We start from the raw sequence: 20,702 nt of genomic DNA, 5'->3' as shown, positions 1-20,702 counted from the left end.
TCGACGTCCGGGATACATCGGAGGAATACGAGGTGCCTCCGCATCCACTCGCCTCCGAAGCCTCGGCCACCGGCTGGACCTCACGTGCCTTTCCCCGGGCACGGTCCCGCACGCCACGCGCCGGGCCGCCCTCCGCCCGGACGGCGGGCTCGCCCTCCCCGGCAGGCGAATCCGCCACCTCCCACCCTCGCTCTGCGGCTCCCCCGCCCCGGCTCAGGAGAGAACACGGTCATGAAGCTCGCTCGCACCCGTTCCACCGCCACGGCAGCCGTCGCCGTCCTCGCGGCGCTGTCCCTCGCCACCGCGTGCAACCGCGAGGGCGCGGACTCGGCCGCCTCCGGCAGCGGCAAGCCCGCCATCGGCATCGACCTGCCGCGCTCCGACTCCGACTTCTGGAACTCCTACGCGCAGTACCTGAACAAGGACATCGCGTCCGGAGGTGTCCACACGCTGCCCCTGAGCAACTCGCAGAACGACGTCACCAAGCTGGTCGCCAACGTGCAGGTGTTCCAGAACACCGGGGCCAAGGCCGTCGTCATGGCGCCCCAGGACACCGGAGCCGTGGCCTCGACCCTCGACACCCTGTCGGCGGCGAAGATCCCGGTGGTCAGCGTCGACACCCGGCCGGACAAGGGCGACGTCTACATGGTGGTCCGGGCCGACAACCGGGCGTACGGCACCAAGGCCTGCGAGTTCCTCGGCAAGCAGCTGACCGGCGAGGGCAAGGTCGCCGAACTGCAGGGCGCCCTGGACTCCATCAACGGGCGCGACCGCTCCGAGGCGTTCGCCGCGTGCATGAAGACGAAGTTCCCGAAGATCAAGGTCTTCGAGCTGCCCACCGACTGGAAGGGCGACGTGGCCTCCGCGAAGCTCCAGTCGCTGCTCGCCCAGAACCCGGATCTGAACGGCATCTACATGCAGGCCGGCGGCGTCTTCCTGCAGCCGACGCTGGCACTCCTGGAGCAGAAGGGGCTGCTGAAGCCGGCCGGCGCGAAGGGCCACATCTCGATCATCTCCAACGACGGCATCCCGCAGGAGTTCGACGCGATCCGCAAGGGGCAGATCGACGCCACCGTCTCCCAGCCCGCCGACCTCTACGCCAAGTACGCGCTGTACTACGCCAAGGCAGCGACCGAGGGCAAGACCTTCCAGCCGGGTGCGACGGACCACGGCTCCACCATCGTCAAGATCCCGAACGGCCTGGAGGACCAGCTGCCCGCTCCGCTGGTGACCAAGGAGAACGTCGAGGACAAGGCCCTGTGGGGCAACAACGTCGGCTGACCGCCGACACCCGCGGTGGAGAGGGTGACATCGCCCTCTCCCCGCACCGCTCCCCGCGTTCCCCAGCACCCCGGCATCCGCACACGAAGGACGGTATCCACCATGGCGGACACCGCGACCGCCCCGGCGACGGGCCCCGGGCATCCGGCCCCGGTGGCCGAGGCCACCGGCATCACCAAACGGTTCGGCGCGACCGTCGCCCTGCGCGACGCCCGCATCAGCGTCGCGGCGGGCGAGTCGCACGCCCTGGTCGGACGCAACGGCGCCGGCAAGTCGACGCTCGTGTCCGTCCTCACCGGACTCCAGCGACCCGACACCGGATCCCTGCGCTTCTCGGGCGCACCGGCACCCGCCCTCGGCGACATCGACGCCTGGCGGTCCCGCGTCGCCTGCGTCTACCAGCACTCCACGGTCATCGGCGACCTCACGGTCGCCGAGAACCTCTTCCTCAACCGGCAGAGCGCCGGACCGCTGCGGCGCATCCGATGGAAGCAGCTCCGGGTCCGCGCGGAGGAGTTGCTCGGCGAGTACGGGGTGGAAGTCGACCCCGCCGCACGGGCGAAGGACCTCACCGTCGAGCAGCGGCAGTTCGTCGAGATCGCCCGGGCACTGTCCTTCGGCGCCCGCTTCATCATCCTCGACGAACCGACCGCCAAGCTCGACGCCCGTGGCATCGGCCGCCTCTTCGACAAGCTCCGCGACCTCCAGGAGCAGGGCGTCGCCTTCCTCTTCATCTCCCACCACCTGCAAGAGGTGTACGACCTCTGCAGCACCGTCACGGTCTACCGCGACGCGGCGCACGTCCTCACCGCGCCGGTGGCCGAGCTCGGCCACCAAGCGCTGGTCGAGGCCATGACCGGCGAGTCCGCCTCCGTCACGCCCGTGGCCGAGGGCAGGGCTCCGGCGGTGACGGCCGACTCGGCGGAACTGCTGACGATCGACGCGCTGACGCTGTCCGGTGCCTGCGAGGAGCTGTCGCTCTCGGTCCGCTCGGGCGAGGTGGTGGGGCTCGCCGGTTCAGCGGCCAGCGGCAACGTGCAGGTGGGCGAGGCCGTCGCCGGTCTGCATCGCGCCAGGGGCGGCAGGATCTCGGCCGGCGGCAGGACCGTACGCACCGGCAGCGTGCCGTCCGCCCTCGCCGCCGGGGTCGGTCTGGTCCCCGAGGACCGCCATCTCCAGGGGTTGGTGAACGACCGCAGCGTGGCGGAGAACGCGACGCTCACCGTCACCGATCAGCTCGGCCCGTTCGGCACGGTACTGCCCTCCCGGACGAAGGTCTTCGCCCAGCGCATGATCCGGGATCTCGACATCAAGACCCCGGGCGCCGCCACCCCCGTCTCCGCCCTCTCCGGTGGCAACCAGCAGAAGGTCGTGGTCGCGCGCGCCCTCGCCACCGACCCCCACGTCCTGGTGGCCATCCGGCCCACGAACGGTGTCGACGTCAAATCCAAGGAGTTCCTGCTCGGCAGGATCCGACAGGTCGCCGACAGCGGCAAGGCCGCGCTGATCGTCTCCGACGAGCTCGACGACCTCAAGGTGTGCGACCGGGTCGTCGTCATGTTCCACGGACGGGTGGTCGCCGAGTTCCCGCGCGGTTGGAAGGACGAGGACGTCGTCGCCGCGATCGAGGGCGTCGCCGCCCCCGGCACCGCATCCCCTGCGTCCGGCACCGACAAGCACGGAAGGTAGTCATGTCCGCCACCACAGATCTCACCGAGCCCGCGACGAGCGCGACGGAGCCGGCCGCAGCGGACCCCGTGCGCCGCCGCGTCGACCTCGGCCGCTTCCGCGAGCTGTCCCTCGTCCCCGCCATCCTGGTGCTCGGCCTGATCGGATTCATCGTCTCGCCGGCCTTCCTCACCGCCGACAACCTCATCGGCGTCGCCCAGCAGTCCACCGAGCTGAGCCTGCTCGTCCTCGCCACGACGTTCATCCTGATCTGCGGGCGGATGGACCTCTCCCTGGAGTCGACCATCGGTGTCGCTCCCCTCGTCGCCGTCTGGCTGGTCCTGCCCACCAGCGGAGGCCGGTTCAGCGGTCTCGGGCTCCTTCCCGAGTGGACGGCCGTCCCCCTGTGCCTGCTCGTCGGCGCGCTGATCGGCGCCGTCAACGGATTCCTGATCCTCAAGCTGCGCCTCAACGGCTTCATCGTGACGCTGGGGGCCCTCACCATGCTGCGCGGCCTCCAGGTCGCGCTGTCCGAGGGCCAGTCCATCATCGACCTGCCGCCGTCGTTCACCTATCTGGGCAAGGCGTCCTGGCTCGGCGTACCCGCCGCGATCTGGGTCTGCGCGGCGCTCTTCGCCATCGGTGGCAGCGCGCTGGCCTGGCTGCGGCACGGCCGGGCCCTCTACGCCATCGGCGGCAACCCCGAGGCGGCCCGCACCGCCGGCATCCGCGTCGAACGGATCGTGTGGATCGCCCTCGTCGTCGGCGGTGTGCTCGCCGCGTTCGCCGGCATCCTCTACAGCGGCCACTACGGCTCCATCTCCGCGACCCAGGGCAGCGGCTGGATCTTCCAGGTGTTCGCGGCGACCGTCATCGGCGGCGTGAGCCTCAACGGCGGCAAGGGGTCGGTCTTCGGTGCCCTGACGGGTGTACTGACCCTCCAGCTCGTCGTCAACGTCATGACGCTGGCGGGGGTACCGCCCTTGTGGAACCAGTTCCTCAACGGCCTCATCATCATCGTCGCCCTGGTCATCTCCCGCTTCGCCTCCGGCGAGAAGCAGGAATAGCCTCACCCCACGAACGGCTCCGCCCGGCCCAGCAGCGGGCGGAGCCGCCACCCCGTACACACCCGGCTTGGAGACACGCTCGTGGCACTGACCGACGAGGCCATCGACAAGATCAAGGCGATGATCGTCACCGGAGAACTCGCACCCGGCTCCCGCCTTCCGAAGGAAGAGGTCCTCGCCGAACAGCTCGGCCTGTCCCGCAGCTCGCTGCGCGAGGCCGTCCGGGCTCTGACCGCCATGCGGATCCTGATCACCCGGCAGGGCGACGGCACGTACGTCTCCAGCCTGGAGCCGCACCTGCTCCTGGAGAGCCTCTCCTTCGCGGCCGACGTCTCCCAGGGGCAGACCGCCCTGCAGCTGCTCCAGGTCCGCAGGCTTCTCGAACCGCAGGCCACCGGACTCGCCGCCGCCCTGCTGCAACCGGACGATCTGACGGAACTGCGGCACCTCCTCGACCAGTGCCGCTCCGCGGCCACCGTCGAGGAGTTCGTCGCCCACGACATCGCCTTCCACCTCAGGATCGTCGAAGCCGTCGGCAACCCGGTGCTGTCCATGCTGCTGTCCGTGCTCTCCACCCGTACCCAGCGCGTGCGCATCATGCGCGGCAGCCGGACCAGCCACGCCCTGGAGAACGCCCACAGGGACCACGAGGAGATCCTCCGCGCACTGGAGGCACGGGACACGCTGCTCGCCGTCTCCACCGCGACCACCCACATCAGCGCCGTCGAGCAGTGGCTGGCAGCCGGCCTGGACGACGACTCGCTGGGATCCATCGACGACTGAGCGACCGCGTCGGGCACACGCTGTGGCGCGAGCGCTGTGGACGGCCGGCAGGGCTGTCCAACCGACTTCCAGCCCGTCTCGCCCTTCCGGTGACGCGCGGAAACCTGTCAGGTTCTCGCCAAGCCGGGTTCGGGCGGCGTCGGCGTCTTCTTCGGCGGGTGATGTCCGCAGCCCCCTGGCCGCGGCCCGGCACTGCCGGCGGCCCTCCCGCCTCCCAGGGGCGACGGACGAGTCCCTTCCGAGGCACTGGAGAGGGCCGAGGGGCCACGGGAACCGCCCAAGAGCAAGCAGCCACAGGCGCCTTGCGGCGACGGTCGTGACACCGGCCGCTGTCGCCGCGCTGCCCGGCCGGTGCCGCCGACCAGGACCACGTCCTGCCGACGATGAGGCTCGACGAGCTGTTCGAGGCGAAGCTTCCCGACTCGATGAAGCCGGACTCGACGAACTGGGGGTGTCCCCGGGGTGCGTGGCCGGGTCCCGGCGTGCGTGCCCTTCGGTCTCGTCGGCGGGGACTTGTCACGCCGCCCTGATGACCGTGCCCCGTCCTACCGCACCGCTCGGGCGCTGCCGTCCGTCCCCGCGGCCCTCCCGCGCCGAGACGCCACCAGGGACGCCGCACCGGTGGGGCCCGCGATTCCCTTCACTTCTTTTCTTGACGCAAGAAAGTATCTACGCCAGACTCGCGGCAACACTGAGATGTCATGGGGATGCCAGGGAGGGATGTGACGTGACCACGCCGACGGCTCTGGTCCCGGATCAGACAGGAGCCGAGATCTTCGCCCAGGTACTCACCTCGGGCCCGGTCTCACGCACGGTGATCGCACAACGGCTCGGACTGTCCCCGTCCACCGTGACCCGGCTGCTCACGCCGCTGATCGAGGGCGGCTATCTGAGCGAGACCGGACAGCAGAGCGCGACCGGGCTCGGTCGCCCCCAGCGCCTGCTTCGGGTCAACACCGAACAGCACCTGGTCGTCGGGATCCAGATCGCGCGCACCCACGTCGCGGCCGTGCTCACCGACCTCGGCGCCCGCCCGCTGCTCCGCATGGAGCGTTCACTCACGTCCCTGGAGCCGGCCCATGTGCTCTCGGTGGCCGCGGACCTGACGGCCCGGCTCATCGCCGAGGCGCGGACCGGTGACGCGAAGGTCCTGGGCATCGGGGTCGGCGTGGGCGGCCACGTCGACGCGGCCGCCGGCGTGTGCCGTTCGGCGGTTCGCCTGGGCTGGACGGACGTCGCCGTCGCGGCTCCGCTGAGCGAGGCGACCGGACTTCCGGTGGTGGTGAACAACGACGTCAACGCCCTGGTGATCGCCGAGCGCTGGTTCGGAGAGGGGAGGGAGGTCGACTCCTTCGCCGTGATCTCCGTCGGGCGGGGCATCGGCGGTGGACTGATGCTCCATGGAGTCCTCCACTCCGGGGCCGGCGGACTGGCCGTCGAGTTCGGGCATCTGCCGATCGAGCCGAACGGCCCCGACTGCGCCTGCGGCAACCGGGGTTGCGTGGAGGCCCTGGCATCCTCCGACGCGGTGCTTCGCCTGTTCCAGGAGGCCGGCGGCCGGCCGGATGCCGACTACGACGCGGTGGCGGAGTTCGCGCGGTCGGGCACGGAGATCGACCGACGGGCCGCGCTCCACGCGTTCTCCGTCGCCGGCGACGCCCTCGGGCGCGGCCTGGCCTGCCTGTGCAATCTGCTCAACCCCGGTCTGATCGTGATCGCGGGAGAGGGCGTCGTGGCGTACGAGCACTTCGGACCGGCGATGACCGCGGCCTTGGAACGACATGCCGTCTCCACGGCCGCCCGCGACTGCGTGATCAAGGTCGACGAGGCCAGCGAGACGTTGTGGGCGCGGGGTGCTGCCTGCCTGGTGATCAGGGAGAGCGTCCGCGCCCGACTGTCCTGAGAGGCCGCCCCACTCCTTGCCTCCCCCGTGCGGCTCCCGCACCGGGTACCGCCGCACGCAAGGGAAAGAACACTCGACGCCAGCCGTCGGTCACCTTAGCCATTCGCGACTGAATTCCTTACCCGGTCCACCCGACCGTGCCGCCTCTCGACGAAGAATCAATTCGAGAGCGACGGCCTGCGCAGCATGCCCTGGATCAGGCACAGGAAAGGGCACAGGAAAACCCTTGGAAAGGGTATTGACCAGCCCTCCATAAAGGGCTGAATAATCCTTCACGGATTCCACGAGATCGCAGATTCCACGGGACTTGAATGGGCCAATCGGAAGCCCGTCCGGTCCACCCCTCCCGCTCTTCTCATCACGTCGTTCACGAGGAAAGCCATGCGCACGTTCACGCACAGATCCGCAGCCGCCGCAGCAGCCCTTTCTCTGGCCCTGATGGGGACCGGCTGTTCCGGCCCCGACTCCCCCGGCGACTCGTCCCCCAAGGGGCCGGTGTCCATGGAGTTCTGGGGCTGGGCCCCCGGCTACGACAAGATCACCGCCCAGTGGAACGCCGCCCACCCCGACATCAAGGTGACGTTCAAGCAGATCCCGTCCGGTGCCAAGGGCGGCTACGACCAGATGACCAACGCGATCACCGCCGGCAAGGCCCCTTGTCTGGCCCAGGTCGCCTACAGCGACATCCCGTCGATGCTGGTCAAGAACGCGCTGATGGACATCACCCCGTACGCCTCCGGGGACACCGGCACGTACCTGGACTGGGCCGTCGCCGCTTCCTCGGCCGGTGGCAAGGTGTACGGCATCCCCGTGGACACCGGGCCGATGGCGCTGTACTACCGCACCGACCTGTTCAAGAAGTTCGGCATCGCGAAGCCTCCCACGACCTGGGAGGAGTACGCCGCCGACGCAGCCGCCGTCCACAAGGCCGACCCGAGCGTCGCCTTCGGCACCGCGCCCCAGGACGCCTACGACATGTCCGCCCTGACCTGGCAGACCGGCAAGTCCTGGTTCGGCACGTCGGGCGGTTCCTGGAAGGTCGCCATCGACAATCCGGGCACCCAGCAGGTCGCCACGTACTGGCAGGGTCTGAAGGACCGGAAGCTGGTGATGAACAACGGCAACGCCTGGGACCCGACCTTCAACAAGGCATCGGAGGCCGGCAAGGTCATGACCTTCGTGAACGCCTCCTGGGCCGCCGCGGGCATCAAGGGGGACCTCAAGGACCTCGCCGGCAAGTGGGCCGTGGCCCCGATGCCGACCTGGGCCTCGGGCGACAAGGCCAGTGCGAACTCGGGCGGTTCCGCCACCTCCGTACTGACCGGCTGCAAGACGCCCGAGCAGGCCGAACAGTTCGCCGCGTTCCTCTCGGGGGACAAGGAGGCGATCGGGACCGGCATCACCGTCGGCGGCCTGTACCCCGCCTCGAAGGCCGGTCTCGACCACCCGCTGCTCTCCCAGGGCGACCCCTACTTCGGTGGGCAGAAGATCTACGACGTCTTCAAGCAGTCCGCGGCGAACACCCCTTCCACCTGGGTGGCCGGGCCGACGTTCGGCCAGATCGAGGCCGACTACACGGACGCGATCGGCAAGGGCGGCTACGCCCAGGCCACCACCGTCGTCCAGCAGAAGACGATCGACAAGATCAAGAGCCTGGGCCTCTCCGTGAGCGGCAACTGACGCCCAGAAAAGCGCAGATCGCCCGAGGGAGACTCCGCGGCGCCGCCCGGGGCGCGGCGCCGCGGAGCCGGTCCCCCGTCCGCACCGCAACCGCGTCGAGGAACGAACACCATGAGCGCCCAGACCGCACCACCTCCCGTACCGGCACCACCTCTGACACCGGCGCCGCCGCGCGCGTCGGCCGCGCCGGGCCGCCGCCACCGCCACCGGACCGCGCTGAACGCCGCGGGGTTCCTGGCGCCGTTCGGCCTCCTGTTCGCCGCCATGATGCTCGCGCCGATCGGATACGCGATCTACCAGAGCTTCTTCACGGTGCGCCGTGAGGGTCTGTTCGGCGGCGCGCAGACCACACGGTTCGCCGGCTTCGACAACTTCCTCGACGCCCTCCACGACGCCGACTTCACCGCTTCGCTCGGCAGGGTCGCGCTGCTCGGTGTCGTCCAGGTGCCGGTGATGCTCGGGCTGGCCCTCGCGCTCGCGCTGCTGCTCGACTCGCGTTCCGCCCGGTTCAAGAAGACGTTCCGGCTGACGTTCTTCCTGCCGTACGCCCTCCCGGGCGCGATCGCCGCCGTGATGTGGTCGTTCCTCCTCGTGAAGGACATCTCGCCGTTCACCGGTCCGCTGTCCGCCCTCGGCATCCACACCGACTTCCTGTCGGCCGGCTGGATCCCGGTGTCGATCGGCAACATGATCACCTGGGGGTGGACCGGCTACAACATGCTGATCATCTACTCGGCGCTCCAGGCCGTTCCCGGTGAGGTGATCGAGGCCGCCACGCTCGACAACTGCACCGGCTGGCGCCTGGCCTGGTACGTCAAGATCCCCCTGGTACGGCCCGCCCTGGTCCTCACCACGGTGTTCTCCGTCATCGGCACCGCCCAGCTCTACACCGAGCCGGCCGTGCTCGCCGCCGCCCGGATCCCCGGCGCCTCCAGCAAGTTCAGCCCGATCATGAACACCACCCTCAACGCCTCGCAGGCGAACCCGAACCTGGCTGCCGCCGAATCGGTTCTGCTGGCGCTCGTGACGCTGGTCCTCTCCTTCGGGGTCCTGAAGTTCGCCCAGCGAAGGATGGCCGACGCATGACCACCAGCCGCAGCCCGATGGCCACCCGCAGCCCCCTCCCCGCCCGCCTGGTCGTCAACGCCCTGCTGGGCCTGATGACCCTCTACACCCTGGTCCCGCTCTGGTGGCTGTTCGTCTCGGCGACCAAGGGCGAGGGGTACCTCTACCGGGGCAGCCCGCTCTGGTTCTCCCACTTCGACCTGGGCGGCAACCTCAGCCGCGTCTTCTCCTTCCAGGACGGGGCCTTCTCCTCCTGGCTGGCCAACAGCGCGCTCTACAGCCTGCTCGGCGCGGCCGTCAGTACGCTCCTCTCGGTCATGGCCGGCTTCGCCCTGGCCAAGTACCGGTTCCGCGGTCGCGAAGCGATCTTCAACGTGATCCTGGCCTCCGTGCTGATCCCGGCACCGATGTTCGCCCTGCCGCTGTTCCTCATGCTGGCCAAGCTGCAGCTCACCGACACGTACTGGGCGGTCCTGCTCCCCAGCTTCGTCAGCCCCTTCGGGGTCTACCTCTCCCGCATCTACGCGTCGGCGTCCGTCCCCGACGAACTGCTGGAGGCCGCGCGCATGGACGGTGCCGGTGAGCAGCGGGCCTTCTTCCGCATCGCGCTGCCGGTGATGACGCCGGCGCTGGTGACGGTCTTCCTGTTCCAGTTCGTGAGCGTCTGGAACAACTACCTGCTGCCCGCGCTCATGCTCAACGACGCCTCGAAGCTGCCGGTCACCGTCGGCCTGGTCCAGTGGCGGTCGGAGTTCGCGAACGGTGTGCCGCCGATGCTTCCGATCACCGGGGCGTTCGTCTCCCTGGTCCCGCTGCTCATCGCCTTCGTCTCGTTGCAGCGCTTCTGGCGCAGCGGTCTCACCGCGGGCGCCGTCAAGTAACAGCCCCCACCCACCCGAAGCCCCATTCCGTAGAAGGGCAAGCCATGGATCGCCCACGCGCCCGGGCCACGTGCGCCGTACTTCTCAGTGCCTCTCTGCTCACCCTCGGCGGTACCGTCCCCGCCGCAGCCGGGCCGACGGCGACGGCCGCCACCGCGGCCATCCGTTCCGGACAGCTGACGGCCACGGTCGACACCGCGTTCCCCCAGGTGCTCCAGTACCGGCTGGGCAGGGGCACCCTGCCCGGCAACACCGGTGCTACGCCCCAGGTCAGCGTCAACGGCACCGCCTTCACACCCACCGTGACGTCCACGATCACCCCCGATCACGTCGACTACGTGCTCGGTTTCCCCTCGATCGACGTCACGCTGAACGTCCGGGTGTCGGTGTCGGGATCCGTCCTGTCCTGGAAGGTCACGGGCGTCACCGAGACCGGCGCGACGAAGGTCTCCACCCTCGCGATACCGGGGCTGAACCTGCTGTCGATCCGAGGCGACCGGCCCGGCGCGCAGGTGGCCGACGCGTCGGTGTACAAGACCTACTACGCACCCGGCCCCGACATGGACACCATCGCCGCCGTGTCCTCGCTGCCGACGGACCCCGCACCGCTGCACAAGGCCATCGCCCTGGTCGCGGACTCGACGATCGCGGCCGGCATCACGAGCAATTCTCTGACCTCCTTCGGCGACCCGGTGGACCCGAACCGCGGCGGCAACCTGTTGGTGCGCACCACCGGCTCCGCCGGCGTCAACACGACGGCCATCGGCTCGGACCTGTGGACCTACCGTGGTCCGGACGGCAAGGTCGTCGCCCTGCCGGAGGCGAAGGTCGTCCTGACCGGGGACGCCAATGGCACCCCCGGCATCGACTGGCAGGACGCGGCCGTCGCCTACCGGCAGATCATGACCGAGCCGGAGCAGGCGGCCCAGACGAAGAACAACGTGGTCTCCCAGATCGCGATGAACTTCGTCTCCCAGGCGCAGAACCCCTTCGTCAAGACCCTCGACGACATCAAGAAGATGGCGCTCCACACCGACGGTCTCGGCCAGTCCATCGAGCTGAAGGGCTATCAGGACGAGGGCCACGACGCCGGCCACCCCGACTACGCAGGTCACTACAACACCGCCGCCGGCGGTCTCGCCGACATCAACACCGTCGTCGACGGCGCCGCGGCCTACAACGCCATCGTCGGCGTCCACATCAGCGATGTCGGCCAGGCGCCGCGCAGCAAGGCCTTCCGCTGGGACAAGACGTACGACCCGACCAACCCCGCGCCCCCGTACATCTGGGGAGACACCGCCTTCGGCCTCGACACCGGGAAGGACCTCGCGAGCGGCGACTACGCCGAGCGGATCGCCGCCCTGGTGCACGAGGTCCCCAACCTGGGCTTCGTCTACAGCGACGCGTTCTTCCAGCAGGACAGCGTCAACTGGAACGCCTGGAAGGAGGCGAACGTCGTCGCGCGGCACGGACTGCCGATCTACACCGAGTTCCCGACGTACATGTTCCCGTACGTGTCCTGGTACCACGACTCGGCCGAGTACGACGACGTGGGCATCAACAGCCGGATCCTGCGCTTCGTCTACAACCACGACATGGACGCCTGGATCAACAACAGCGAGCCGATGCTGGCCGGCGTGCAGAACAAGGCCTCGTTCATGGGCTGGCACAGCCAGCACTCGGTGAACAAGGAGATCGCCCAGGTCTTCACCAACAACCTGCCGACCAAGTACCTGCAGCACTTCCGGATCACCGACTGGAAGGACGGCGCCATCACGTTCACCGGCGGTGTCTCCACCCGGATGAACGGCGCCTCGCCGCAGATCTGGCGCGACGGAGCCCTGGAGCGCGACGGCGACAAGTTCTTCCTCCCCTGGTCCCCGCAGGGCCAGCAGAAGATCTACGCCTGGAACGACACGGCCGAGTCACGGACCTGGACGCTGCCCAAGGCCTGGTCCGGTCAGAGCTCGGTCACCCTGTACAAGCTCTCCGACACCGGCAAGGACGCGGGTGCGCAGATCACGGTCAGCGGCGGCCGGGTCACCCTCGACCTGGACCCGAACACGCCGTACGTGATCTACCCCGGCACCCCGGTCTCCGTACCGACGGCCGGCACGTACGCCGACGGCAGCAACACCGGCGCCCCGGTGCGGCGCGCCGACACCGCCACCTCGGTGGGCTTCGGCACCGGCACGATCGTCAAGAACGGGGAGTTCTTCACCCGCGACCTCAGCGGCTGGACGTCCGCCTCCACGTCCGGGGACACGTCCGGCGTGTCCGTCGTGACCGACTCCAACGGCTTCCAGAACCTGCGGATCACCGGCTCGCACGACGGCGAGGTCACCCAGAAGCTGACCGGCCTGACACCGGGTCAAACGTACTCCGCCTCCGCGTACGTCTCGGTGACCGGCTCCCGCAAGGCGACGCTCCGGGTCGACGGAAACGGCGCCGACCCGGTCGAGAACTGGATCGACAGGCCGACCCCGGTCCAGACCGACGCGAACAACCGGTTCAGCGGCCAACGGTTCCAGCGCCTGGAGGTGCTGTTCACCCAGCCCGCCGGAGCGACCACGGCCACCCTGCACCTGATGGCCGACGCCGGCTCCGACAGCGGTGACACCGTGCTCTGGTCCGACGTACGCGCCATGGCCGACCCCGGCGCCACCCACCGGGCGGACGGGCACACCTACACCGAGGACTTCGAGCACAACACCGGCGGAGGGTTCGGCCCCTTCCTGATCGGCAAGCCCGGCGAGCCGAGCGAGATCCTCTCCGAGGCCCACGACGGCTACACCCGCGACACCATCAGCGGCACGTACTCGCTCGAAACCATCAACAACGGCGCCGGACCGCAGTTCCGCACCTGGCCCGGATCGATCCGCTTCCTCCCCGGTCACTCCTACCGCGTGCAGGCGGACTACCAGAGCGACATCGCCGGGCAGTACCGCTTCCAGGTCGACGGCGAGAACGCCGCCGCCCCGATCACCGACACGCTGCTGGAGCAGACCACGACCGAGAAGCTGACCGGCGCGCCGGCGCCCGGACCCGTGCCGTCCTGGTGGACCGGCCCCTGGACGGACAGCCTGCCGCCCGTACGGTCGGCCCCGCACAGCCGCATCGACACCTCCTTCACCGTCGGCGACTGCGGGGACGTCTACCTGTCCCTCACCAGCGCCACCGACAGCAACGGCGCCGCGACCCTGGACAACCTGGTCGTCGACGACCTCGGCACCGCGGCCACCGGCCTGCCGACCTGCCGACCCGCCGTCTCCGGCCCGATCGCCGGCGTGGGCTCCGACCGCTGCGTCGACGTGCCGAACAGCGACGCCACCGACGGCACGCGCGTCGCGCTCTGGGACTGCAATGGCGGCGCCAACCAGACCTGGGCCTTCGCGGCGGACGGCACGATCCGCTCGCTCGGCAAGTGCCTGGACGTCATCGGGCACGGCACCGCCGACGGCACCGGCGTCGAACTGTGGAACTGCAACGGCGGCGCCAACCAGCAGTGGACCTACGACACCGCCGCCAAGACGTACAAGGGTGCCGAGTCCGGCAGCTGCCTGGGGGCCGTCGCCGGCGCCACGACCAACGGCACCCTGCTGGAGATCCGGCGCTGCGACGGAGGCGCCAGCCAGCAGTGGAGCCACCCGTGACGGACGCCGGCACCCGCTGACACACGTGTGACCGACAGGGTGCCGGGCACTGCCACCCGTCTGGCTGTGCCCGGCACCCCACGCCCATGACCACGACCGAAAGCACCCCTCATGAACACCCGCCCTCCCCTGACCGTCGACGGCCACCGCTTCCTGCGCGGCGGCCACGAGCACCGCGTGGTCTCCGCCGCCGTGCACTACTTCCGCATCCACCCCGGGCTCTGGCGCGATCGGCTCCAGCGTCTGCAGGCCATGGGCTGCAACACCGTCGAGCTCTACATCGCCTGGAACTTCCACCAGCCCACCCCCGGCCCGGCCCGCTTCGGCGGCTGGCACGACGTCGCCGGGTTCATCCGCGAGGCCGACGCGCTCGGCCTCGACGTGATCGCCCGCCCCGGTCCGTACATCTGCGCCGAATGGGACCTCGGGGGACTCCCGGCCTGGCTGCTCGCGGACGAATCGATGCGGCTGCGCACCTCGGATCCCGCCTACCTGGCCGCCGTGGACCAGTGGTTCGACCAGCTGATCCCCGTGCTCGCCGAGCTCCAGACGTCACGCGGCGGCCCGATCGTCGCCGTACAGGTCGAGAACGAATACGGCAGCTACGGCAACGACGCGGCCTACCTGGAGCACCTGAAGGCCGGCCTTCTCGCTCGGGGAATCGACTGCCTGCTGTTCACGTCCGACGGTCCCGAGGCACGCATGCTCGCCGGCGGCACCCTTCCCGGGGTGCTGGCCACCGCCAACTTCGGTTCGCGCCCCGACGAGGCCTTCGCCGCCCTCACCACGTTCCGGCCTGACACCCCGCTGGTCTGCATGGAGTTCTGGAACGGCTGGTTCGACCACTTCGGCGACCCCCACCACGTCCGGGACGCCGCCGACGCAGCCGAGGCGCTCGACGGGATCCTCTCCGCCGGGGGTTCGGTCAACATCTACATGGGCCACGGCGGGACCAACTTCGGCTGGTGGGCGGGGGCCAACCACACCGGCAAGACCCTGTCCGAGCCGGGCTACATGCCCACGATCACCAGCTACGACTACGACGCGCCGATCGGCGAGGCCGGCGAGCTGACCGAGAAGTTCCACGCCTTCCGCGAAGTCATCGGCCGCCATGTGAAGCTGCCGGACAGGGAACTGCCCGCCCAGCTTCCGAGGGTCGCCCCGCAGACGGTCCCCGCCACCCCGGTCGCGGCCCTGCGCGACAGCCTGGACCAGCTGTCCACACCCTCGCACCGTCCCGTACCCGAACCGATGGAGAAGCTCGGCCACCACCGCGGGCTCGTCCATTACCGCCACCGTGTCACCGGACCCGGCGGCCCCGCCACACTGACCGTCGACGGCGTCCGGGACCTGGCCCAGGTCTTCCTCGACGGGCGCCTGGCCGGCGTGCTCGAACGCGACGACCCGAACCCGACCGTCGTGCTGGACGTCCCCGAGGGCGGTGCGGAACTGGAGATCCTCGTCGAGCCCTTCGGACGGGTCAACTACGGTCCCCACCTGGCCGACCGCAAGGGCCTGATCGCGGGCGTGCGGCTGGACCACCAGCACCTGTTCGGCTGGGACGTCCGCGTGCTCCCCCTCGACGACCTGGCCGCACTGTCCACGCCCCCCGCCGCGGTAACCGCCGACGGCCCCGTCTTCCACCGCGCCACGGTCGACCTGCCGCAGCCGGCCGACGCCTTCCTCGCCGTCCCCGACAGCCACCGCACCCTGGTCTGGCTCAACGGCTTCCTGCTCGGCCGCCTGCGCACCGAACAGGGCCCCCAGCGCACCCTCTACGCCCCGGCACCCCTGTGGCACGCGGGCACGAACGAGATCCTGGTCCTGGACCTCGCCGGCCCCGCCCGGCCCCTCACCGTCGAACTCCGTGACCAGCCCGACCTCGGACCGGTGGCGCCGGCACCCCGGTACTGACGCGTCCCGCATCCCGGACCTACCGCGAAGGGCCGGTCCTTCCGGCCACGGGCATCGTCCCGAGAACGGCCGTACGCGGGATGCCCTCGACCCGCGGGCGCACGGGAGCACCCGACCGCGCCTCGGCGGATCGGCCAAGATCCGGGCCATTCCGAGGCAGGAACGAACCGGCCTGCGCAGCTCGACAGAAGCTGAGCTCTGGGGGCGGTCGTCGGACCGGCGGTCGGACCGCGGAAGAAGCCCGCGCCGACTGAAGGAGCTGCTGAAGGAGCAATCGTTCCCGTCGGTCACGGACGTCGCGGTGCTGTCCGTGAACGTGCGCGCGGAGCGGGTGCGCGTCGACGCGCGCTCACTACGGGGCGGTGCCCTGTGCCCGGTTTGCGGGGTCTGGTCGAACCGGGTTCGTGGCTCCTGCCTGCGCGTTCCCCCTGATGTGCCGGGCGCCGGACGAAATGTCGCCCTCCGGCTGCGGGTCCGGCGGTTCGCCTGCGGAACTCCCACGTCTTCAGATTCAGATCGACGGAGCAGCAGGCGGAGGACGGAGAGGGCGGACGATGTGCCGCCGCCCTGAAGGTTTGAGTCGCGTGTCGCGACACCTCGCGACGTCGGTCTAACCGGGCGCTTCCCTCGTGCCCCAGCCCGCGCCTCAATTCAACATAGCCAAACACTCGACCCCATTGCCACAGTCAACTGCGCCGCCCATCCAGGGGTTTGGCTCATTCTCGACTAACTACCGCCACCCTCTTCCAACAGAGTCACACAAGCTCTACCGTAAGCGCGCCATGACGTCGGCATGACCGTTCATCACGCGAGGAGCACGGAGGAACGCAACAATGCGCCGTCTACCCACCCGCACCACCAGGGCCCGAGGGGCCCTGACGGCACTGGCCGCCGTCACACTGCTGGGGGCCGCAGGGCTCGCCGCGCCGGCCACCGCCGACGCCACGACTGCCGCCCCAGGCCCAGCCCCGGTCCCCGCCGCCTCCGTGACGGGCGACGGACTCGCCCTCACCCCGCCCATGGGCTTCAACAACTGGAACTCCACCCACTGCCGTGCCGAGTTCAACGAGACCATGGTCAAGGGGATCGCCGACATATTCGTCGAGAGGGGCCTCAAGGACGCCGGATACCGGTACGTCAACATCGACGACTGCTGGGCACTGCCCGAGCGCGACGCCGACGGCAAGCTGGTGCCCGACCCGGCCCGTTTCCCCCAAGGCATCAAGGCCGTCGCCGACTACGTCCATTCCAAGGGGCTGAAGTTCGGCCTATACACCAGCGCCGGCACCAGGACCTGCGACGGCAGCGGCTTCCCCGGCGCGCTGGGCCACGAGTACAGCGACGCACGGCAGTTCGCCGACTGGGGCGTCGACTACCTGAAGTACGACAACTGCAACAACCAAGGCGTGGACGCCAAGGGGCGCTACATCACGATGCGCGACGCCCTCAGGGCCACCGGCCGGCCGATCGTCTACAGCATCTGCGAGTGGGGCGAGAACAAGCCCTGGGAGTGGGCCGGCGACGTGGGCCAGCTCTGGCGCACCACCTACGACATCAACGACAGCTGGGGCAGCATGCTGTCGATCATGAAGCAGAACCTGCCGCTCTCGCGGTACGCGGGCCCCGGCCGCTGGAACGACCCCGACATGCTGGAGGTCGGCAACGGCGGCATGACGGACACCGAGTACCGCTCCCACTTCTCGATGTGGTCGATGATGGCCTCACCGCTGCTCATAGGGTCCGACCTGCGCAAGGCCACCCCGGCCGCCTTCGAGATCCTCGCCAACCGGGAGGTCATCGCCGTCGACCAGGACCCGCTCGGCAAGCAGGGCACCGTCGTGTCCTCTTCGTCGGGCCGCTGGGTCGTCGTCAAGGAACTCGCGGACGGCAGTCGCGCCGTGGCCCTGTTCAACGAGACGGGGTCCGCCCAGCGCATCGGCACCACGGCGCGCGCGGCAGGCCTGCCGGACGCCGACGCCTACACCGTGCGCGACCTGTGGCAGCACACCACCACCAACACCGCCGGCACCGTCTCCGCGACTGTTCCCGCCCACGGCACGGTGATGCTGCGCCTCTCCGTCGACGACACGTGGGCGTCGTACCCGCCGGCGGTCGAAACCGCTCTCGAAGCCGCTCCGCTCCTTGAAGCCGGCAAGACCACGGAGTTGACCACCACGGTCACCGACCTCGGCCGTACCCCCGCGCGGGACCTCTCCGTGGCGCTCACCGGTCCGGCCGGCTGGCGGATCGAGGCAGCCACGCCCCACACCGACGGTACGGTTCCGACGGGTGCCTCGCTGGCGACCACGTGGCGGCTCACGGCGCCGGCGGGCACGCCCACCGGGGCGTACGCCCTCACGCTGACCGCGGACTACCGCTCGCCGCTGGGCGTCACCGCGCGGTCCGTACTGCCCGTCCGGACCCATGTGGTGGTCGCACCGCCCGCCGGGACGTCGTACCTGAGCGACCTACCCTGGCTCGCGGCCGCCAACGGCTGGGGACCGGTGGAACGCGACGCCGCCAACGGCGAGAACCAGGCCGGTGACAGCGGCCCGCTCACCATCGGCGGCACGGTCTTCGCCAAGGGGCTCGGAGCGCACGCCCACAGCGACGTCGAGTTCTACACCGGCAGCGCCTGTACGACCGTGAGCGCCCGGGTCGGCCTCGACGACGAGTCCGGCGCCCACGGAACGGTCGCCTTCGAGATCTGGGCCGACGGCCGGAAGGCCGCGTCGACCGGCGTCCTCACGAACGACGCTCCCGCACAGCCGCTCAAGGCCGACATCGCGGGTGCGCGGACCGTGCACCTGGTGGTCACCGACGGCGGGGACGGCATCGGTTACGACCACGCCGACTGGGCGGACGCGAAGCTGAGCTGCTGACGGACGAGGAACGGGGGGCGTTGCTCCGTTCCGCCGATCGACAGGTACGGGCCGTACCGCCCGCACGGACCGTACGGGCCGTACCTGGAGCAGCTGAGGCGGCATTTCGAGGGCGCCCGCTCCTGCGGGTCAGGGGCGGCCTCCGCGGCGTACGCCCCTTCGACGGCGACGCCACTCGCCCGGGGTGACACCGCACGCGGCCCGGAAACGGCGGCAAGGTGGCTGGGGCGGTGAATCCGGAGCGGGCCGCCACGGCGGAGACGCCCAGGCCCGCGCGGCGGGGCGAGGCCGGCATGGGGCAGGCCGCATCCAGCCGCCCGTCGACGACCCACCGCTCCAGGCTGATGCCGGCGCCACCGAGTCCGGTGGGGAAGTCGTCCACGGCCGCGCGGACGCGTCGGCCGTCCTCGTCGTGTCCCGCCGAAAGCAGCGGAGCACGGAGCGGGGCGGTGGCCGGCTCCTTGGCGGGCGCCAAGGCCTCGGCGCCCGGGTCCGCCTCCATTCGGCCGGGATCTCGCCAGAGGGCGCGCAGGGGAACCGGGAACCGACGTCCCCGTCACCGCTGCGCGTCCGGCCCCGCGTAGCGCTGCGCGTGGTGGTCGCAGTAGGCGCGCAGCCCCTCGACGAGGTCCCGGATGGCCGAGCGGGCGTAGTGGTCGGGGTCCCATCCCGCGTACAAGGGGACGGTCAGCAGACCCTCGGGCGTGCGCACGGTCAGTTCGGCGAGGCCGAAGCGGGTCTCGTCGGTGACCAGGCAGACGCCGCGGCCGGCGGCGGCGGGTGCCTGGGCGAAGGCCGAGGAACCGGTCTCGGTGACAGCCGTGAGGGTGAGGCCCGCCCGGGCGACGGTCTCGTCGACGACCAGCCGGCTCATGTTGGTGCGGCTCATCAGGATCAGCGGTTCGGTGACCAGCTCGGCGAGGGTGATCTCGGTGCGCCCGCTCCAGGGGTGGCCGCGGGGCACCTGGGCGAGGACCGGCGAGCGCCCCAGGAGGGCCGACTCCAGCGGGGCCGGGGCCGGGATGGTGGAGATGCCCAGGTCGGCGTCGCTGCGCAACAAGGTGTCGAAGACCCTGCTGGGCTCCTCCTGGAGGGCGTCGCGGAGCGCGGGACCCTCGGGGCCCCCGCCTGCCATGAAGGGCGCCAGAAGGTGCGCGACCGTGGTGGGCGACGCGACGACCGTGAGCGCCACGGGCTCGTCCCGGCCGGCGGCCGCCATCGTCTCGGCGGCCTGCTCGCCTTCGAGCGCGAGCAGCTGCGCCGGTACATCGTCGAGGCGCACCGCTGCGGCTGGCAGGTCGCCACGCACGCGATCGGCGACGCGGCCCTGAACGCCGTCCTGGAGGCCTACGAGGAAGCGGGCCGGTCGCATCCGCGCGTCGACGTGCGCCACCGGATCGAGCAAGCGGACGTGGCGAGCGACGCGCAGGTCGCCCGGATCGCGGAGCTCGGCCTGATCCCCGTACCGCAGGGCCGGTTCCTGTCGGAGACGGGTGACGGGCTGCTGGCCGCGCTGGGCCCCGAACGAGGGAAACTCGCCTACCGGATGCGGTCGTTCCTGGACGCCGGCGTGGTGCTGCCCGGCTCCTCGGACGCGCCCGTGGTCGCCTCCGACCCGCTACTGAGCATCCACGACATGGTGAACCGGCGTACGGCCTCGGGCGCGCCGATCGGTCCGGACGAGGCGGTGACGGCCCGGGAGGCGCTGTACGCGACACGGTCGGTTCGGCGTACGCGGTGCACGAGGAGCGGGTCAGGGGCACTCTCGCCGGGGGCATGCTCGCCGACTTCACAGTCCTGAGCGACGACCTCCTTGGCGTGCCCGCCGACCGCATCGGAGAGCTGACCGTGGGGGCCACCGTCGTAGGCGGTCGCATCGCCCATGACACCGGAGCCCTGAAGGTCTCCTGACCGGCTCGCTCCCC

14 protein-coding genes are annotated in these 20,702 nt (G+C 70.4%); 13 read left to right on the top strand and 1 reads right to left on the bottom strand.

Features of this window, described 5'->3' with window-relative positions:
- Nucleotides 1–231 precede the first annotated feature (231 nt).
- From BLW86_RS36450 to BLW86_RS36400, 11 genes are all read left to right on the top strand, one after another.
- Nucleotides 232–1,281, top strand: coding sequence for a sugar ABC transporter substrate-binding protein (locus BLW86_RS36450; protein ID WP_093877971.1), 1,050 nt, complete (start codon nucleotides 232–234; stop codon nucleotides 1,279–1,281).
- A 102-nt stretch (nucleotides 1,282–1,383) separates the two neighbouring features.
- Nucleotides 1,384–2,970 (top strand): sugar ABC transporter ATP-binding protein, encoded by a 1,587-nt coding sequence (locus BLW86_RS36445; protein WP_093877970.1) that lies wholly within the window; start codon nucleotides 1,384–1,386, stop codon nucleotides 2,968–2,970.
- Nucleotides 2,971–2,972: 2 nt separating this feature from the next.
- Nucleotides 2,973–4,016: an ABC transporter permease gene (locus tag BLW86_RS36440; RefSeq protein WP_093877969.1), complete on the top strand. Its 1,044-nt coding sequence runs from the start codon at nucleotides 2,973–2,975 to the stop codon at nucleotides 4,014–4,016.
- An 81-nt stretch (nucleotides 4,017–4,097) separates the two neighbouring features.
- A complete protein-coding gene (locus tag BLW86_RS36435) occupies nucleotides 4,098–4,799 on the top strand; it encodes a FadR/GntR family transcriptional regulator (RefSeq protein ID WP_093877968.1) in 702 nt (233 codons plus the stop codon).
- A gap of 727 nt (nucleotides 4,800–5,526) precedes the next feature.
- Nucleotides 5,527–6,702 carry an ROK family transcriptional regulator gene (locus BLW86_RS36430; RefSeq protein WP_177181856.1) on the top strand — a complete coding sequence of 392 codons (1,176 nt, stop codon included), beginning with the start codon at nucleotides 5,527–5,529 and terminating at the stop codon, nucleotides 6,700–6,702.
- Between the two features lie 381 nt (nucleotides 6,703–7,083).
- Nucleotides 7,084–8,382: an ABC transporter substrate-binding protein gene (locus BLW86_RS36425; protein ID WP_093877966.1), complete on the top strand. Its 1,299-nt coding sequence runs from the start codon at nucleotides 7,084–7,086 to the stop codon at nucleotides 8,380–8,382.
- A gap of 111 nt (nucleotides 8,383–8,493) precedes the next feature.
- A complete protein-coding gene (locus BLW86_RS36420; RefSeq protein WP_093877965.1) occupies nucleotides 8,494–9,468 on the top strand; it encodes a carbohydrate ABC transporter permease in 975 nt (324 codons plus the stop codon).
- Nucleotides 9,465–10,328 (top strand): carbohydrate ABC transporter permease, encoded by an 864-nt coding sequence (locus BLW86_RS36415; RefSeq protein ID WP_093877964.1) that lies wholly within the window; start codon nucleotides 9,465–9,467, stop codon nucleotides 10,326–10,328. The genes BLW86_RS36420 and BLW86_RS36415 overlap by 4 nt, the downstream gene beginning before the upstream one ends.
- Nucleotides 10,329–10,372: 44 nt before the next feature.
- Nucleotides 10,373–13,981: an endo-alpha-N-acetylgalactosaminidase family protein gene (locus BLW86_RS36410; RefSeq protein WP_093877963.1), complete on the top strand. Its 3,609-nt coding sequence runs from the start codon at nucleotides 10,373–10,375 to the stop codon at nucleotides 13,979–13,981.
- Nucleotides 13,982–14,092: 111 nt separating this feature from the next.
- Nucleotides 14,093–15,895 (top strand): glycoside hydrolase family 35 protein, encoded by a 1,803-nt coding sequence (locus BLW86_RS36405; protein ID WP_093877962.1) that lies wholly within the window; start codon nucleotides 14,093–14,095, stop codon nucleotides 15,893–15,895.
- Nucleotides 15,896–16,728: 833 nt separating this feature from the next.
- Nucleotides 16,729–18,777, top strand: coding sequence for an NPCBM/NEW2 domain-containing protein (locus BLW86_RS36400; RefSeq protein ID WP_093877961.1), 2,049 nt, complete (start codon nucleotides 16,729–16,731; stop codon nucleotides 18,775–18,777).
- Between the two features lie 556 nt (nucleotides 18,778–19,333).
- Here the strand turns inward: BLW86_RS36400 and BLW86_RS41235 are convergent.
- Nucleotides 19,334–19,912: a LysR family transcriptional regulator substrate-binding protein gene (locus BLW86_RS41235; RefSeq protein ID WP_256341564.1), complete on the bottom strand. Its 579-nt coding sequence runs from the start codon at nucleotides 19,910–19,912 to the stop codon at nucleotides 19,334–19,336.
- A 15-nt stretch (nucleotides 19,913–19,927) separates the two neighbouring features.
- Here BLW86_RS41235 and BLW86_RS41230 point away from each other — a divergent pair, with 15 nt between their 5' ends.
- Both BLW86_RS41230 and BLW86_RS43590 read left to right on the top strand, forming a co-directional pair.
- Nucleotides 19,928–20,578: an amidohydrolase family protein gene (locus tag BLW86_RS41230; RefSeq protein ID WP_256341563.1), complete on the top strand. Its 651-nt coding sequence runs from the start codon at nucleotides 19,928–19,930 to the stop codon at nucleotides 20,576–20,578.
- Entirely contained in the window at nucleotides 20,554–20,688 is a 135-nt protein-coding gene (locus BLW86_RS43590; RefSeq protein ID WP_246532383.1) for a hypothetical protein, read from the top strand. Before BLW86_RS41230 ends, BLW86_RS43590 begins: the two co-directional genes overlap by 25 nt.
- Nucleotides 20,689–20,702 lie beyond the last annotated feature (14 nt).

It is taken from the genome of Streptomyces sp. TLI_105, from assembly GCF_900105415.1.
Lineage (GTDB): Bacteria > Actinomycetota > Actinomycetes > Streptomycetales > Streptomycetaceae > Streptomyces.
Note: the sequence above shows the minus strand (reverse complement) of the source record. Positions and strands in the feature narration are given on the sequence as shown.

Excerpts from the sequence above, each read along its gene's own strand:
- BLW86_RS36405 (WP_093877962.1), top strand. The coding sequence starts at position 14,093 with ATGAACACCCGCCCTCCCCTGACCGTCGACGGCCACCGCTTCCTGCGC.
- BLW86_RS36400 (WP_093877961.1), top strand. The coding sequence starts at position 16,729 with ATGCGCCGTCTACCCACCCGCACCACCAGGGCCCGAGGGGCCCTGACG.
- BLW86_RS36440 (WP_093877969.1), top strand. The coding sequence starts at position 2,973 with ATGTCCGCCACCACAGATCTCACCGAGCCCGCGACGAGCGCGACGGAG.
- BLW86_RS41235 (WP_256341564.1), bottom strand. The coding sequence starts at position 19,912 with ATGGCAGGCGGGGGCCCCGAGGGTCCCGCGCTCCGCGACGCCCTCCAG.
- BLW86_RS36420 (WP_093877965.1), top strand. The coding sequence starts at position 8,494 with ATGAGCGCCCAGACCGCACCACCTCCCGTACCGGCACCACCTCTGACA.
- BLW86_RS36450 (WP_093877971.1), top strand. The coding sequence starts at position 232 with ATGAAGCTCGCTCGCACCCGTTCCACCGCCACGGCAGCCGTCGCCGTC.
- BLW86_RS36410 (WP_093877963.1), top strand. The coding sequence starts at position 10,373 with ATGGATCGCCCACGCGCCCGGGCCACGTGCGCCGTACTTCTCAGTGCC.
- BLW86_RS36445 (WP_093877970.1), top strand. The coding sequence starts at position 1,384 with ATGGCGGACACCGCGACCGCCCCGGCGACGGGCCCCGGGCATCCGGCC.
- BLW86_RS36425 (WP_093877966.1), top strand. The coding sequence starts at position 7,084 with ATGCGCACGTTCACGCACAGATCCGCAGCCGCCGCAGCAGCCCTTTCT.
- BLW86_RS36415 (WP_093877964.1), top strand. The coding sequence starts at position 9,465 with ATGACCACCAGCCGCAGCCCGATGGCCACCCGCAGCCCCCTCCCCGCC.
- BLW86_RS43590 (WP_246532383.1), top strand. The coding sequence starts at position 20,554 with ATGCTCGCCGACTTCACAGTCCTGAGCGACGACCTCCTTGGCGTGCCC.